The sequence below is a fragment of the Stenotrophomonas sp. 2YAF22 genome, assembly GCF_052114665.1.
Lineage (GTDB): Bacteria > Pseudomonadota > Gammaproteobacteria > Xanthomonadales > Xanthomonadaceae > Stenotrophomonas > Stenotrophomonas indicatrix.
Genome location: NZ_JBFRFE010000026.1, coordinates 1 through 14574 on the forward strand (window position 1 = coordinate 1; position 14574 = coordinate 14574).

Below are 14574 nucleotides of genomic sequence, written 5' to 3' on the forward strand. Positions count from 1 at the left end.
CCGAAGCAGAAGCCCACCGCGCCGATCCGGCTGGCGTCCAGCGGTGCCTTGCCCGCCTGCGCCTTCAGCACGTTGACCGCCTCCAGTGCCCGCGCCCGCAGCAGCGGCCGGTCATTGCGCAGCTTGGTCGCCACCGGTCCGGCCTCGGCATCGGTCTTCGGCCGCACGCCCTTGCCGTACACATCAGCCACCAGCACCACGTAGTCATCGCCCGCCAGCTGCTTGGCCTTCTCGATGGCCGATTCGTTCACGCCCTTCCAGTTCGGCACCATCACCAGGCCGGGACGCTTGTCAGCATCTCCATCGTCATAGACCAGCACGCCACTGAAGGTCGTGCCCTGGTGCTTCCACTCCACCGGCTGGGTCTTCATCGCCGCCCACGCTGGCATCGCTGCCAGCCCCAGTACCATCGCCACCCCGCAACGCCAACGGTTCATGCGCCTGCTCCACCAAGAGGGAATCCGGAGTGTACGAGCCCGGTGTGAAGCTGGAGCAGGCAGTGCAGCCCGCACTTCAGATCCAGGCAAAAAGGCCGATAGGTAGTGTCCAACCATGCCCCCCCTTCTCCAACAAGGATGTCCTTCTTCGTGAACACCCTGGGTTCCACCGTATTTGTCTCGCTCTCCCTTCTGCTCCCCGCCGCCCAGCTGACCGCCAGTCCCCTGGACGAAACTTTCACCGCGTTCAGCCGCTGCGATGCCAGTTTCTTCTCCAGCCTGCACCAGCACGCAGATGCATGGGCCGCGCACGCATCGCTGGGCGGCACGGGCACGATCAGCTGGATCGAGAGCAAGGACCGTTCCGATGCCACAAACGAAGTCCAGCTCCGCGGCGGACCACGTATTGCCGGCCTGCCGGTCACCGCTTACTTCGACAACGCCTCCGACCTGGGCGTGCTGGGGCGCTATGTGGCCTGGGGATTCACCTTCGACGCGCCACAGGACGCAGTGGTCAAGCAGCTGTCGCCATTGATCGAACACGCCGACCGCCTGCAGGGTGATCGCGGAATGCAGGTCCGCAGCGAAGTCCGCGCGGGTGATCAGTGGCTGCCCACATCCAATCGCGGTGGTATCGCCGCCGGGCGCATGCTTCTGGAACGCGTACTGATGATGGAATCCAGCGACGGCAGGACCCGGGTGGGATGTTCGCTGCAGGGCGCGGTGGATGCAGATGTCATGGCCCTGCTACGCCCTGACGTACCGGCGGCTGATCGCCCGCAACCGCAGGCGGCCGGTCGCCGGCTGGAGGATGTCCCCGTTTCCAAGGCGGTTGTTGATGGCGTGGACAACCCGTTGCTGGCACCTCGTTTTACATCACTGACCTACCGTTACCGGATCAAGGGAAAGCCCGCCTCGACCACGCCGACAACCATCACGATGGTGGCCGACAACGGGTTGTTGAAGATTACCGAGGACTACACTTCGTTCACCATGCAGCGGCTGTCAAAGGCCAATCTCTTCCAGCTGGCGTCAATGCGCGATGCCGGGATGACGCTGCAGACCCGCTCGCTGAAGCAGGATCTTCCCGCCACGTGGACACCCGGCAACCGCTTCCGCGCTGAAACGACGATGGTGTTCTATCCGGAACGTGGCACTTCAAAGCCACTCAGGACCGAGCTGTCCTGCGTGATCGGAGAGCGATTCCCGGCACGCGAGGTATCTGCTTCGCTTTCTGGCGATGCAATCAGGCTGGAGTGCAAGGTGGATGGCGATCGCAGTGTACGTGCCTTCATCGAGGATCTCGGCATCGCGGTTGCGCTGGAATCGCATGGCAAGTACGGCTCATCGCTCTACGACATCATCGATTTCGAGGTGGTACGCTGAGAATCTGCTCTGCACGGTCGGCTTCGACGCACGAAGCCGACTGTGCCTGCCCTGCCATTGGCGTCTTCCGATGATACTTGTTGATCGTTTCCTCTCTGGCCTGATTCCGCGCCTGCCTGCCGAGGATGCTCTGCAATGGGCGCATGTCCTGGGCGCCAGCACCGAAGACCTGCGGCGGCTGCGCGCGCAGTGGCCGCAGGTGCCGGACAGTCTTGTCGCGCTGCTGTCGCAGGTGGATGGCACCCACTTCCGCGAGTATCCCGGCGGCGAGGTCTGCGTACTGATGCTCGGCTCCGACGTCGGCGACTATCCGTATTACCTGCGCTCGGTCGCGCAGATCTTCGAAGACCAGCAGCAGTGGGACGACAGCATCCGTTCCATCTACGAAGAATGGCTGGATGAAGAGCCGGACATCCTCGGCGCCGGCATCGATGCAAACCTGCCGATGAGCCGCCGACTGTGCTTCTCGCACTGCATGAACAACGGCGGCACCTCGATGTTGTATCTGGATTTCGAACCTGCACCCGGCGGCAGTGTTGGACAGGTGGTGCGCTACCTGCACGATCCGGACAGCTACGCGGTCATCGCCCCTAGCTTCGATGCCTACCTGCAGCAGCTGATCGACCGCGACTACAGCTTCCTCGACGAGTAGATCCACGCCAAGCGTGGATGGGTGCACAGGATTCAGCAGGGGCAGAGCCCTTTCCTGCGGAAAGGGATCCGACCCCGATCCCGCCGATCAGGCGATCCCGATCCCCGGAATCGCGCTGATGGTGTCCGGGTCGAACCCGGCCAGCTCGGCGAAATGCCGCCCACGTGCAACGTAATCGCGGTAGGCGCCATAGCTCGGCGCGCCCGGTGACAGCAGCACCACCCCACCCTGTTCGCCCAGTGCGCGACGCGCCAGCGACATCGCATCAGGCAGATCGGCAGCGGCATGCAGGCCGAAACGGCCGGCGTCGGCCAACGGCTGCAGCATCGCGTGGATGCGCGGGCCGTTGCTGCCCATGGTCACGATCTCCACCGGCGGCATGTCATGCGCCATGTGCTGCACGAAGTCGGTCCAGTCCAGCCCACGATCATGCCCACCCACCAGCAACGCGATGCGCTGGCCGGCAAAGCACTCCAGCGCCGCCAGGCTGGCATGCGGCGTGGTGCTGATCGAATCGTTGACGTAGGTCAGGCCATCGGCCTGGCCGATGCGTTGCAGGCGGTTGGGCAGCGGGCGGAAGTCCTGCACCGCCGGCGCCAGCGCCACGGCATCCAGGCCCAGCGCCTCCAGCGCGGCCAGCACCGCGCACAGGTTGCCGCGGTTGTGGCGGCCCGGCAGTGGCGTATTGCGGGTATCGAATACCGCCTGCCCGCCGCGATGCACGATGTCACCGCGCATGTGCCAGCCCTGCGGCTGGTTGAACCAGACCACCTCGCTGCCGGGCAGCGACAGCGCCGCAAGATGCGGGTCTGCGGCATTGAGCACGGCAACGCGCGGCACGGCGCCAGTCACCAGCTGCAGCTTGTCTTCGATGTAGCGCTGTTCGCTGCCGTGCCAGTCCAGGTGCTCCGGGAAGAGGTTCAGCACCACCGCCACCTGCGGATGCGCACCACTGCGCGCGACCTCGCCGGTCTGGTAGCTGGACAGCTCCACCGCCCAGTACGCAGGCGCCGGTTGCGGGTCCAGCACTTCCAGCAGTGGCAGGCCGATGTTGCCGACCAGGCCGGTGCGATGCCCCGCTGCGCGCAGCAGGTGCGCGACCAGCGCGGTGGTGGTGCTTTTGCCCTTGGTGCCGGTCACGCAGATCGTGTCGCGCACGGTGCCATCGGCATCGGCATGTTCGGCAAACCACAACGCCGTGCCGCCGATGAAGCGGGTGCCCCGCTCCGCCGCCGCCAGCGCGATCGGCAGGTACGGGCTGATCCCCGGCGACTTGATCACTACCTCGAATGAAGCCAGTGCATCAGCCGACGGTTCACCACGCACGTCCAGCACGCCCTGCGTTTCCGCACGCGCGGCCGCGACCTCGGTGGCCGGGCAGAACAGGCTCAGGCCAAGCGATGGCAGGCGCGCGCGCAGCACCGCATACGCAGCACGCCCCTCACGTCCCCAGCCCCACAGCGCTACGCGCTTGCCTTCAAGCTGCGAAATCTTCACGCACCCGTTCCCACAGCGTCGCCGGAATACGATGTTCGCCCTGCAGCTGCATCAGCGGTGCCAGCTCCAGCTCGGCCGCATCCAGCTGCGGCTGGATTTCATTGCAGAAGCGCTTCACCAGCACGTCTTCCTTCCACTCCGGGCGCTGCGCCAGGGTGGCCATCGCTGCACGCGATTCGCGGCCTTCGCCCACGCATTCGAACGGCTTGTGGTCCTGGAATTCCAGCAGCGCGTCGAAGCCAGCAGCCTGCTCGATGTCGTCCAGCAGGTTGCGGCCGAATATGCGCACCAGGCGGGTCTTCGGCATGAACGGGGCCAGCGCCAGGAACACGAAGTGGCACTTCGGGCAGACGCCGCACCAACGGTTCACCGGGCGCTCGCCAAGGATGTGGAAGTTGCGGTTGCAGCTGGAGAAATGCGCGTCGTAGAAATCGCTCTTGGCGAACTGGCGGGCCACCGCAAGCTCCGACATCGGCCGCAGCAACGAGTAGTACTGCAGATCAGCGGCCACCTGTTTCTGCACGTACATGCCGAAGGCCTGTTCGAACGCCCAGCCCTTCGACCACTGGTGGTTGACCTCGCCGGTGCCCGGAATCTGGCTGCCGTAGCTGGCCGACCGTTCGTTGGAGAACACCACCTGGTCAACGCCCTGCAGCAGCGCAGCCAGCACCATGATCGCCGAGTTCACCGCGGTGACCGGGATGTGCCCGTTCCATGCGCCTTGGCGGTTGAGTTCGAACAGCTCCGGCGCCAGCGCGCGGCCGAGGTTCAACGTCGGCAGCCCGGTGCGCTCGGCACAGGCACGGATCAACTGCGAACCACCAATCCAGGTCACCGTCTCGTCCACGCCGGCGCGACGCAGCGCTTCGATGCTGACCAGCGAATCCTTGCCTCCACCGATGGCGACCAGCGCATGCGCCTGCAGGCCCAGCACCGGTACCTGCACCGTTTCGCCCTGCACCGGCAGGCGGAAGCGCCCACGCAGGTTCAGGCCGTTGCGGTAGGCGAATTCGCCCAGGCCGTTGAGGTAGATGGTCTCCACCAGCGCTGCGGTATCGGCATCGATGCTGTAGCTGTCGATGCTGACCGTATCGGGCACGCCGGCCTTGTAGTAGCTCACACCGGCAATCAGGTGCAGCAGCCGCAGCGCGCGCTGCACGGCATCGGCACGGGCCGGTTCCAGCACGAACGGAGCGCCGGGCACGGTAACGGTTTCCACCATTTCCGGGCCGTCATCGAAGGCGTAGACCAGCTTGGCCACGCCGGTGTCCGCGGCGAATTCGCAGCGGACGAAGCGGAAGCGGGAAACCTGGTGTTTGTCGAAAGCAGTCATGGTGAATCCAGTTCAAGCACGGTCAGGCACGTGCCCGCGCGCAGGCGCGGGACGTGTCGGTGGGCGGGTGCAGGGCGCGGAAGGCGACGATCATTCGATCACGTCCTCGCGCGGCATCGCCCGCTGGTTGTAGGTGTTGGACATCACATAGCCGTAAGCACCGGCGTCGGCGATCAGCATCACATCGTCCGGCGCGGTCGACACCGGCAGCTTGCGGCGCTTGCCGAACACATCGCTGGATTCGCAGATCGGGCCGACCACATCGAACGCCGCTTCGGCGTAACCGCCCTGGCGGCTGAGGTTCTCGATGTCGTGCCAGGCGTCGTACAGGGCCGGGCGCATCAGCGTGTTCATGCCGGCATCCAGGCCGACGCGGCGCACGCCATCCTTCTCCACCACCTGGGTGGCGTGGGTCAGCAGCACGCCCGATTCGGCCACCAGGAAGCGGCCCGGCTCGATCGCCAAGCGGAACGCCGGATGCAGCGCCTTGACCTCGGCCAGGCCCTCGGCCCAGGCATCCAGGTCGAACGGCTCGTCTTCGTCGCTGTACGGAATCGGCAGGCCACCACCGATGTCGATGGTATGCACGCTGCCGATACGACGCGCGAAGCCAGCCAGCTCATCGCACATCAGGCGCCAGTGCTGGGCGGTTTCCACGCCGCTGCCAAGGTGCGCATGCAGGCCGACCACGCGGGTGCCCAGCTCGGTGGCCGCGCGTACGAACTCGTCCACGCGCGCGATCGGCAGGCCGAACTTGGATTCCTTGCCACCGGTGCGGACCTTGGCGTGATGGCCTTCGCCACGGCCCAGGTCCACGCGCAGCCACAGCTCGCGGTTGCGGAACAGGTCCGGCCAGCGTTGCAGGGCTTCGACGTTGTCGACAGTGACGGTCACGCCCAGCGCGAACGCCGCTTCGTACTCGCTGCGCGGGCAGAAGCTGGGGGTGAACAGCACGCGCTTGGGCGACAGTTCCGGAATGGCCTGGAACACATGCTTCAGCTCACCGTGCGACACGCACTCCAGGCCGAAACCCTCGGCTTCCAGCAACTGCAGGATGGCCGGATGACTGTTGGCCTTGATCGCGTAGTAACGCTGGTCGATCGGCTTGATCGCCGCCAGCGCGCGGGCACGCGCCCGAACCGTCGGCAGGTGGTAGACGTAGCGCGGGGTGCCGGCATCGGCCAGCTGCAGCAGGTGCGCACGCTGACCACGCCACCACGGCGTACCACGCGGGCGCACGGTGCCGGCGATTTCGCGCCAGCGCGGGCCGAACACTTCGGTCTCTTCCACCGGCATCGCGCCGCTGTCGATCAGTTCGGCGTGCAGGATCGGCAGCAGGCCATCGGCATCGGCTTCGTCGATGACGAAGGTCAGGTTCAGGTCGTTGGACGACTGCGAAATCATGTGCACGCGCTCACGACCGAAGGTCGCCCACACGTCCGACAGCTTGTGCAGCAGCGAGCGCATGCCCAGGCCGACGAGGGTGATCGCCGCGCACGGCACGATCACCTTGACCTTGCAGATCTGCGACAGGTCGGCCGACAGCGCGGCCAGCACATCGGTGTTGACCAGGTTCTCGGACGGATCCAGCGATACGGTGACGTTGGTCTCGGCCGAACCGATCAGGTCCACCGACAGGCCGTGCTTCTTGAACAGGCCGAATACATCGGCGAGGAAGCCGACCTGCTGCCACATGCCGATGCCTTCCATCGACACCAGCACGATGCCGTTGCGGCGACTGATCGCTTTCACGCCCGGCACCGGCGCGGCATTGCCGTCGATGCTGGTGCCCGGCAGTTCCGGACGCTCGGTATCGAGGATCGCCATCGGCACGCCTGCATCGCGGCAGGGCTTGATCGAGCGCGGGTGTAACACCTTGGCACCGGTGGTGGCGATTTCCTGCGCTTCGTAATAGTCCAGCCGGGTCAGCAGACGCGCATCCGGCACGTCCTTGGGATTGGCGCTGAACATGCCTGGCACATCGGTCCAGATCTCCACGCGGCTGGCGCCGAGCAGCGCACCGAAGTACGCCGCCGAGGTATCCGAGCCGCCGCGGCCGAGGATGGCAGTGCCACCGTCGGCATGGCGCGAGATGAAACCCTGGGTGATCAGCAGGCGCGTGGGCTGGGCGCGGAAGCGCTGCGCCCACTCGGCATCGGCACGCCACTGGCAGTTCACCGAAAGGCGCTGCGACCAGTCGCTCTGGTTCGGCTGCGGCGGCAGCGCGTCCAGCCACTGCCGCGCATCCATCCAGCCGAAATCCAGGCTGCTGGCTCGCAGGTAGGCCGCGCCCAGGCTGGAAGACAGCAGTTCACCCTGGCCGAGCACTTCGGCCTGCCAGTCCAGTGGGCGGCTGGGTGCACGCGGGTCGTCCAGCAGGCCCTGCAGCGCGGCCAGCCGCTCGGCCAGCACCTCCGCGCCCAGCCCCAGCTCGTCCAGGAAGGCCTGGTGGCGTTCGACCAGCGCCGCCACGCGATCACGGCTGTCCGGCGCGCCATCGGCAATCGCGGTCAGTTCATTGGTGACCCCGGACAGCGCCGAAACCACCACCAGAACGCGCGAACCGGTCTCTTCGGCCCGTTTTTTCGCCAGCTTCCCGATCGTGTCCCAGCGGTGGCGACGCGACACCGAGGTGCCGCCGAACTTCAGTACGATCCAACGATCGACAAGGGGGGAAGCTGACATGGATAGGCTATGTGTAATGTGGGGAAGCCGCCCTCGGGGGCGGAACCTTCGATTCTAAGCCCAATACACCCGTCAATGACCGCCTACCGCTACCTGCAGCTCGATGTCTTCGCCCACCAGCCCGGTACCGGCAACCCGCTCGGTGTCGTGTTCGACGCGGATGGACTGTCCACCGACCGCATGCAGGCCCTGGCCGCCTGGCTGAACCTGTCCGAGACCGTGTTCTTCCTTCGCCCCACCGTTGCCGGCGCCGACTACCACGTGCGCATCTTCACCCCTGCCAGCGAGCTGCCCTTCGCCGGGCACCCCAGCGTGGGTGCCGCCTGGGCTGCGGTCACCTGCGGCCTGGTGCAGCCACGCGACGGGGCCCTGGTGCAACAGTGCGCGGCCGGCCTGCTGCCGGTGCGGGTTACCGGGCCGGCCAACGCGCCCACCATCCAGCTGGCCAGTCCAGCGGCGCGGCCGCTGCCGGCAGTGCCAGACGGCATTCCTGATGCCCTGCGCGCTGCTGCCGCCGAGGGCCAGCGCGCCGAGCTGTGGGACAACGGACCGCGCTGGTGGCTGCTGCCGCTGCGCGACGCCGAGGCCGTACGCACGCTCGCACCGGACATGGCGGCCCTGCGCGACTGGAGCATTGCCACCGACGCGCTCGGCATCGCCGTGTTCGCGCTCGAACCCGATACCGGGCACGACCTGGTGGTGCGCGCGTTCTGCCCCGCCGATGCGCCCAACGTGCCGGAAGACCCGGTGACCGGCAGCGCCAACGCGCTGATCGGCGCCTGGCTGCGGCAGCGCAATGCCCTGCCCGGCGAGAACGGGACCTATGTGGCCAGCCAGGGCCGCGAGATCGGCCGCGACGGCCGTGTCCAGGTCACCGTCGACGCGCAGGGCACGGTGTGGATCGGTGGTCAGGTGCAGCCGGTGATCGACGGCAACATCCGCTGGTAGTACCGGGCCACGCCCGGCGGCCTGCCGCGCTGCGCGCTCGCGGGGCATGGCCCCGCGCTACCCTATGCCGCCTGCTTCCTGGAGTTCCTGCCCGATGACCACCCGCCGTTTCCTGCAGCTGGATGTGTTTTCCCCGCGCCCGGGCGCCGGCAATCCGCTGGCCGTCGTGCTCGATGCCGAAGGCCTGGACGATGCAGCGATGCAGACCATCGCCCGCTGGACCCGCCTGCCCGAAACCACCTTCGTGTTCCCGGCACAGACGGCCGGCGCCAGCTATCGGCTGCGCATGTTCAGCCCGCAGAAGGAAGTGCCGTTCGCCGGTCATCCAAGCGTCGGCACCGCCCATGCGGTGCTGCAGGCAGGCCTCGCCTTGCCTGTCGACGGGGTTCTGGTACAGGACGGCATCGCAGGCGCCCTGCCACTGCGCGTGACGGGCGAAGGCGCACAGCAACGCATCGCCATCCGTACACCGCGTGCACAGCTGGCCGAGATCGCCGCTGCCGAGGATCCGCGCCTGCAACCCGCATTGCGCACCTGGCCGCTGGGTTCGCTGCCGCCGGCCCGTATGCAGGGCGGCCGCAGCTGGTGGGTCGTGCAGGTTGCGGATGAGACCGCATTGCGCACCCTGCGTCCGGACTGGGATGCGATCGCCACACTGGCTGAATCGACCGACAGCATGGGCGTGTTCGCCTACGCTTTTGCCGAAGGCAGCGAAGGCTACGATCTGGCCGTGCGCGCGTTCGTCGGCAATGGACGCCGCTTCGAGGATGCGGCTTCAGGTGCGGCCAATGCCGTGCTGGCGGCCTGGCTGGACCTGCGCGATGCCCTTCCGCGCGGCCGCCAGCCCTTCGAAGTCAGCCAAGGCCGCGAAGTCGGCCACGATGCGCGGCTGACGCTGCTGGTGGATGAAGACGGCGAGGTCTGGTCCGGTGGCCAGGTGCAGACCGTAATTTCCGGCACCATCGACTGGTGAACGCAAGGCGGTAGAGCCGGCCGCTGGCCGGCTGCCACCTTATACCCGGTTTCACGTGGTTGCCGGCCAGCGGCCGGCACTACCTTCTCAGCCCAGCTCGGCTTCGAGGCTGATCGGCACTGCACTCAGTGCCTTGGAAACCGGGCAGTTCTGCTTGGCGTCATCAGCGATCGCGCGGAACTGCGTCGCATCGATTCCCGGTACTACCGCCTTCACTTTCAGTCGGATCTGCGACAGCTGCGGGCCGCCTTCCATCGACAGATCGACTTTGGCTTCGGTATCCAACGAGGTTGGGGTGAAACCGGCTTCGCCGAGCTTGGCCGACAGCGCCATGGTGAAACATCCGGCGTGCGCGGCAGCGATCAGCTCTTCGGGATTGGTGCCCTTTTCATCACCGAAACGGCTGTTGAAGCCGTAGCGGGTTTTGTCCAGCAGGCCACTCTGTGGCGTGCTCAACTGGCCCTTGCCCGACTTCAGGTCGCCTTCCCAATGCGCGGTAGCGTGTCGCGAGATTCCCATGTCCTGCTCCGTTGTGGCTGCGATGAACCGATACCCTGGCACGCACCGCGTTAGCCCTGCGTCGCCCCGCCGCATGCGCCGCGCCTGTCCCGAGCCAGCGAGTGGACACTTCTTCGCCACCAATCCGGCGATTTCTCCCTTGTTTTCAGTCATTTCGCCAACCCGACCGAAAACACGAATACTGCGGTGCAGTGCACCAGGACACCCGTTTCCGCCACTACCGGTCATGTACTGAATCGGCCTGGATATGAAAAAACATGCACTTTCAGCGCTCCAGGCTATTGGCGGCGCCCAAGAGTTGCCCTACATTGCGCTTGCCGACGGGGTTCGGCGCCGACCAAACAACCAACCGTTCACGGAACAGGAAACCATGGCAAAGACCGCTAAGAAGGCTGCCCCGAAGAAGGCAGTGAAGAAAGTCGCGACGAAGGCTGCTGCCGCCAAGCCGGCCGCTCCGAAGCCGATCAAGGAAGTGCTGACCAAGTCGGGCCTGGTTGCACACATCGCTGAAGTCTCCGGCGTTGTCGCCAAGGACGTCCGCGCTGTGCTGGCCTCGCTGGAAGGCGCTGTCGCCGCTTCGGTGCACAAGAAGGGCGCAGGCTCGTTCACCCTGCCGGGCCTGCTGAAGATCAGCACCGTCAATGTGGCAGCCAAGCCGAAGCGCAAGGGCATCAACCCGTTCACCAAGGAAGAGCAGTGGTTCGCCGCCAAGCCGGCCACCACCAAGCTCAAGGTTCGCCCGCTGAAGAAGCTCAAGGACGCTGCGCTCTAAGCGCGCGCCCTGCAGCGGATACCTGACGGGACGGCCTTGGCCGTCCCGTTTTTTTTGCCCCGCATCCGCGCACGCTCTGCAGTAGATCCACGCCATGCGTGGATGCCGTCCACTGCGCCCTCCGCAACACAGCGTTTCCCGCGCCCAGGCAATCTCCCGCACAGGCCCGCCGCCCATGGCCTCGCCGCTGTTTTTTCCAGTGCGGGAACGAACCGGGTGGAACACTGCGTGCAGCCCCGGCCATCGCCGCCGGCCAATGCCTTGCCTATGGTGGACACATTCCTCCCCCCAGCGCGAGCACCCCCATGGCCAGCCCCTCGACCCGCTACCGGATCTCGGTGACCCCGATCGAAAAGGACGGGCACCAGTGCACCGGGCGCTGCACCATCGAACTGGAACACCGAGCCAGCCGCGACCTGATGCGCCTGCTGGAATCGGCCCCACGCACGGCAGGCCTGAGCGGCGACGAACGCGCCACCCTGGTGGTGGCCACCCAACTGCTGCGTGACATCGTGCAGCGCCATGCAGACACCGACGGCCATGCACTGGCAGCGATCGCGGTACAGGTCCTGCCGGCGCTGGATGCGCTGGAGCAGCTTCCCTCTTCGCGCTGACCACTTCACGCTGAGCGGCCCCCGGCCGCTACACTGCCGCCTTCCAGGTCGCCTCGGGGAGGAGGCAGACATGCGTGGTTTTCTTGCCTTGTTGATCCCGTTGCTTGCGGTGGCGTGCTCCAACCCGCCCCCTCCAGCCGATTCCAGCACGTCGGACTCAACCCCCGCCGCACCCGCCCCTTCCGCGCCTACGACGAACAGGGCCCCGGAATCTGCGACCGTCGACGCCATCACCATCGACCCGCTGTATGGCGCTGTTGCCATCGGCAGCGAATCGCCCGCGGGAATGCTCAACCGCTACATGCTCGACCTGCTCAACCAGAACAAGGTGCGCAGCGATGCTGCCTGGGCCTATGCCCCGGCCGACCCGCGCCATGCCGACGATGCCGTGCTGCGCCTGCTGCCCGACGTGCGCAACCTGCGCCTGGACAGTGACGTGGCGTTGCCACGCGACGATGGGCAGCCGCCACGCCTGCTGGAGGTGCCAGTGAAGATCCGCGCGGTGACCGCCGACGGCACCTTCCGCTACCACGGCTGGTACCGGGTACAGCCCAGTGCTGACGGCCGCGCCTGGCAGATCCAGTCGGCCAGCCTGCAGCCAACGCTGGACTGAACCGTTGCACCCGTGTGTACCCGCGATTCAGCGGGCAAAGCTACTCTGTAGGCCTCTTGGATCCCTCTTCCGGTCACCGCCATGCGCCTGCGTTCCCTGATGACCCGCCTTGCCGCCTCGACCGTGCTGATTGCTGCCGCGATCGGTGCGCAGGCCGCCCCTTCGATCTCCGGTCGCGAACTGGCGGTTGGCGCCAGCGACGTGCAGCAGTACCTGGACGGAAGCTTCCCGCGTACCCAGGACGCGCTGGGCGGCCTGATCGCGCTGACCATGAGCCACCCGCAGCTGAGCCTGCCGGCAGGCGAGCGATTGAACCTGGGCATGGACGTGGCATTGGCCACCGCCGGCGGCAACCCGGCCCAGCTGGGCACGGTGAAGCTCAGCAGTGGCCTGCGCTATGACGCGCAGACCCAAGGCTTCCACCTGCAGCAGCCGACCGTGGATGACTTCACTCCGGCCAACCAGGGTGGCCGCCTCGACTCCCGCACCCGCGGCCTGCTCAATGCGTGGCTGAGCGACTACGCCCAGCGGGAACCGATCTACAAGCTGGACCCGGCCGTGGCCGGCCTGCTTGGTGCCCTGCAGGTGCAGTCGGCGCAGGTGAAGAACGGCAAGCTGGTGGTGACCTTCAACCAGAACCTGGGCGACCTGGTGCCGGCCGGCATCCTCGGCAAATAAGGTAGTGCCGGCCGCTGGCCGGCAATCCTTTCACGCACGTGCCGGCCAGGGGCCGGCACTACCAGCGCAGCATCACGCCGCCAGCGCTTTCACCACCGCCTCGCTGAAGGCCGGAATGTCATCCGGTTTGCGGCTGGTGATCAGGTTGCCGTCCACTACCACTTCCGCGTCGCGCCAGCGCGCGCCGGCATTGGCCAGATCCTGCTGCAGCGACGGCCACGACGTTACCTCGTGCCCCTTGGCCAGCCCGCTGTTGATCAGCAGCCAGGGGCCGTGGCAGATCGCCGCCACCGGCTTGCCGGCATCGGCCACGCCGCGAATGAAATTCAATGCCGCTTCATTGGTACGCAGGGTGTCCGGATTGATCACGCCGCCGGGCAGCACCAGCGCATCGAAGCGGCCGGCATCGGCTTCATCCAGCGGTTGATCCACGGCGACCGAGTCGCCCCAGTCCTTGTCCTTCCAGCCCTTGATGCTCGCCTCTTTGGCCGGCGACACCACGCTCACCCGCGCGCCCTCCGCTTCCAGCAGGCGCTTGGGCTCGATCAGTTCGGATTGCTCGAAACCGTGCGTGGCGAGGATGGCGATCTGCTTGCCGCGTAGACGCTGAGTCATGTCGTGCTCCAGATAGGGGGAGCGGACAGGGTGGCCGAGTGGGCCTTGAACGGCGGTGACCCTCACGTGCACGGCAGGTGGAGAAACGCCCGGGTAGCGCCGGCCAGCAGCCGGCACTACCCAACACATTCAGCGCTTGGGCTGCAGCATCGTGCCGGTGCACTTGGGCGAGCCACAGCGGCACTCCCAGATTTTCTTCAGCTTGGCCGTGTGGCGCTCGGCCAGGGTGATGCCGTAGTTGTACGTCAACTCTTCACCGGCCTTGATATCGCGCAGCGCCTCGATGAAGACCTTGTCGCCGCGGCTGTCACCGTCTTCGTCTTCCTCGATCACCGCCTCGCAGTTCGGGTCGCAGCTGTGGTTGATCCAGCGCGCGTCGTTGCCCTTGTAGTTGGCATCGATCACCCAGTCATCGTTGAGGGTGAACAGGAAGGTATGGCCACTTTCCACATCGCCACTGTCATCGGCATCGACATCGCCGTGGCTGCGCAGCAGGCCCTTGTACTGGATCACGCGCTCGCCCTGCTTGATCGGGGCCACGGAAAACACACCGTTGCCGTGGATGGCGGACTTGCGGGCTTGGATCTTCTTGGGCATCGGCAAGAGACGTTTGCAGCGAAAGGAACGTTGATTCTCGCCCATTCCGGGTGATTGCGAAAATCACCCCCATGCCCCAGCATGTCGCCCCGATGGCGGTCCTTGGCGACTGCCCTCCGGCCGGGCCCAAGCGCCCGCTGAATGGCCGGGTTGGATGCCGGCGAATAAAAGCGTACAATTTCAGTCCGCTTTAAGAACCACTCGCATCCCATGTTGCGCGTCACCAAGCTCACCGATTACGCCACCGTCGTACTG

General features: G+C 66.3%; 15 protein-coding genes. 8 read left to right on the forward strand and 7 right to left on the reverse strand.

Features of this window, described 5'->3' with window-relative positions:
• A partial coding sequence (locus AB4Y84_RS02250; RefSeq protein ID WP_442249724.1) for a dienelactone hydrolase family protein occupies positions 1-437 on the reverse strand: 437 nt, incomplete at its 3' end.
• Between the two features lie 150 nt (positions 438-587).
• On the opposite strand from AB4Y84_RS02250, the gene AB4Y84_RS02255 reads away from it, so the two are divergent.
• Positions 588-1823, forward strand: a complete 1236-nt coding sequence (locus AB4Y84_RS02255) for a hypothetical protein (protein ID WP_442249725.1) — start codon at positions 588-590, stop codon at positions 1821-1823.
• Between the two features lie 70 nt (positions 1824-1893).
• Positions 1894-2475, forward strand: coding sequence for an SMI1/KNR4 family protein (locus AB4Y84_RS02260; protein WP_312787884.1), 582 nt, complete (start codon positions 1894-1896; stop codon positions 2473-2475).
• 87 nt (positions 2476-2562) lie between these two features.
• On the opposite strand, the gene murD is transcribed toward AB4Y84_RS02260, so the two are convergent.
• The 3 genes from murD to AB4Y84_RS02275 all read right to left on the reverse strand — a co-directional run bounded on the left by murD (position 2563) and on the right by AB4Y84_RS02275 (position 7990).
• Entirely contained in the window at positions 2563-3972 is a 1410-nt protein-coding gene (gene murD, locus AB4Y84_RS02265) for a UDP-N-acetylmuramoyl-L-alanine--D-glutamate ligase (RefSeq protein ID WP_442243868.1), read from the reverse strand.
• Entirely contained in the window at positions 3953-5305 is a 1353-nt protein-coding gene (gene murL, locus AB4Y84_RS02270) for a UDP-N-acetyl-alpha-D-muramoyl-L-alanyl-L-glutamate epimerase (protein WP_363730345.1), read from the reverse strand. The genes murD and murL overlap by 20 nt, the downstream gene beginning before the upstream one ends.
• 90 nt (positions 5306-5395) lie before the next feature.
• On the reverse strand, positions 5396-7990 hold the full coding sequence (locus AB4Y84_RS02275) for a bifunctional aspartate kinase/diaminopimelate decarboxylase (RefSeq protein WP_394196227.1): 2595 nt from the start codon (positions 7988-7990) through the stop codon (positions 5396-5398).
• A gap of 75 nt (positions 7991-8065) precedes the next feature.
• On the opposite strand from AB4Y84_RS02275, the gene AB4Y84_RS02280 reads away from it, so the two are divergent.
• Together AB4Y84_RS02280 and AB4Y84_RS02285 are read left to right on the forward strand one after the other, a co-directional pair.
• A complete protein-coding gene (locus AB4Y84_RS02280) occupies positions 8066-8938 on the forward strand; it encodes a PhzF family phenazine biosynthesis protein (protein ID WP_363730339.1) in 873 nt (290 codons plus the stop codon).
• A 94-nt stretch (positions 8939-9032) separates the two neighbouring features.
• Positions 9033-9911 (forward strand): PhzF family phenazine biosynthesis protein, encoded by an 879-nt coding sequence (locus tag AB4Y84_RS02285; protein ID WP_363730336.1) that lies wholly within the window; start codon positions 9033-9035, stop codon positions 9909-9911.
• Between the two features lie 87 nt (positions 9912-9998).
• Here AB4Y84_RS02285 and AB4Y84_RS02290 read toward each other — a convergent pair whose 3' ends face one another.
• Positions 9999-10430: an OsmC family protein gene (locus AB4Y84_RS02290; RefSeq protein ID WP_019659396.1), complete on the reverse strand. Its 432-nt coding sequence runs from the start codon at positions 10428-10430 to the stop codon at positions 9999-10001.
• Between the two features lie 370 nt (positions 10431-10800).
• Here AB4Y84_RS02290 and AB4Y84_RS02295 point away from each other — a divergent pair, with 370 nt between their 5' ends.
• The 4 genes from AB4Y84_RS02295 to AB4Y84_RS02310 all read left to right on the forward strand — a co-directional run bounded on the left by AB4Y84_RS02295 (position 10801) and on the right by AB4Y84_RS02310 (position 13107).
• Positions 10801-11202, forward strand: a complete 402-nt coding sequence (locus AB4Y84_RS02295) for an HU family DNA-binding protein (RefSeq protein WP_089239384.1) — start codon at positions 10801-10803, stop codon at positions 11200-11202.
• Positions 11203-11507: 305 nt separating this feature from the next.
• Entirely contained in the window at positions 11508-11816 is a 309-nt protein-coding gene (locus tag AB4Y84_RS02300; protein WP_180163815.1) for a DUF3861 family protein, read from the forward strand.
• Positions 11817-12102: 286 nt separating this feature from the next.
• Complete coding sequence (locus AB4Y84_RS02305; protein ID WP_312107593.1) at positions 12103-12429, forward strand: hypothetical protein; 327 nt, start codon at positions 12103-12105, stop codon at positions 12427-12429.
• An 81-nt stretch (positions 12430-12510) separates the two neighbouring features.
• Positions 12511-13107 carry a DUF1439 domain-containing protein gene (locus AB4Y84_RS02310; protein ID WP_312786430.1) on the forward strand — a complete coding sequence of 199 codons (597 nt, stop codon included), beginning with the start codon at positions 12511-12513 and terminating at the stop codon, positions 13105-13107.
• 72 nt (positions 13108-13179) lie between these two features.
• Here the strand turns inward: AB4Y84_RS02310 and AB4Y84_RS02315 are convergent, their stop codons facing one another.
• Positions 13180-13722, reverse strand: a complete 543-nt coding sequence (locus AB4Y84_RS02315) for a type 1 glutamine amidotransferase domain-containing protein (protein WP_363730326.1) — start codon at positions 13720-13722, stop codon at positions 13180-13182.
• Positions 13723-13851: 129 nt separating this feature from the next.
• Positions 13852-14319 (reverse strand): SET domain-containing protein, encoded by a 468-nt coding sequence (locus AB4Y84_RS02320; protein ID WP_010483549.1) that lies wholly within the window; start codon positions 14317-14319, stop codon positions 13852-13854.
• Positions 14320-14574 lie beyond the last annotated feature (255 nt).

Excerpts from the sequence above, each read along its gene's own strand:
- AB4Y84_RS02260 (WP_312787884.1), top strand. The coding sequence starts at position 1,894 with ATGATACTTGTTGATCGTTTCCTCTCTGGCCTGATTCCGCGCCTGCCT.
- murL (WP_363730345.1), bottom strand. The coding sequence starts at position 5,305 with ATGACTGCTTTCGACAAACACCAGGTTTCCCGCTTCCGCTTCGTCCGC.
- AB4Y84_RS02275 (WP_394196227.1), bottom strand. The coding sequence starts at position 7,990 with ATGTCAGCTTCCCCCCTTGTCGATCGTTGGATCGTACTGAAGTTCGGC.
- AB4Y84_RS02280 (WP_363730339.1), top strand. The coding sequence starts at position 8,066 with ATGACCGCCTACCGCTACCTGCAGCTCGATGTCTTCGCCCACCAGCCC.
- AB4Y84_RS02285 (WP_363730336.1), top strand. The coding sequence starts at position 9,033 with ATGACCACCCGCCGTTTCCTGCAGCTGGATGTGTTTTCCCCGCGCCCG.
- AB4Y84_RS02290 (WP_019659396.1), bottom strand. The coding sequence starts at position 10,430 with ATGGGAATCTCGCGACACGCTACCGCGCATTGGGAAGGCGACCTGAAG.
- AB4Y84_RS02295 (WP_089239384.1), top strand. The coding sequence starts at position 10,801 with ATGGCAAAGACCGCTAAGAAGGCTGCCCCGAAGAAGGCAGTGAAGAAA.
- AB4Y84_RS02300 (WP_180163815.1), top strand. The coding sequence starts at position 11,508 with ATGGCCAGCCCCTCGACCCGCTACCGGATCTCGGTGACCCCGATCGAA.
- AB4Y84_RS02305 (WP_312107593.1), top strand. The coding sequence starts at position 12,103 with ATGCTCAACCGCTACATGCTCGACCTGCTCAACCAGAACAAGGTGCGC.
- AB4Y84_RS02310 (WP_312786430.1), top strand. The coding sequence starts at position 12,511 with ATGCGCCTGCGTTCCCTGATGACCCGCCTTGCCGCCTCGACCGTGCTG.
- AB4Y84_RS02315 (WP_363730326.1), bottom strand. The coding sequence starts at position 13,722 with ATGACTCAGCGTCTACGCGGCAAGCAGATCGCCATCCTCGCCACGCAC.
- AB4Y84_RS02320 (WP_010483549.1), bottom strand. The coding sequence starts at position 14,319 with ATGCCCAAGAAGATCCAAGCCCGCAAGTCCGCCATCCACGGCAACGGT.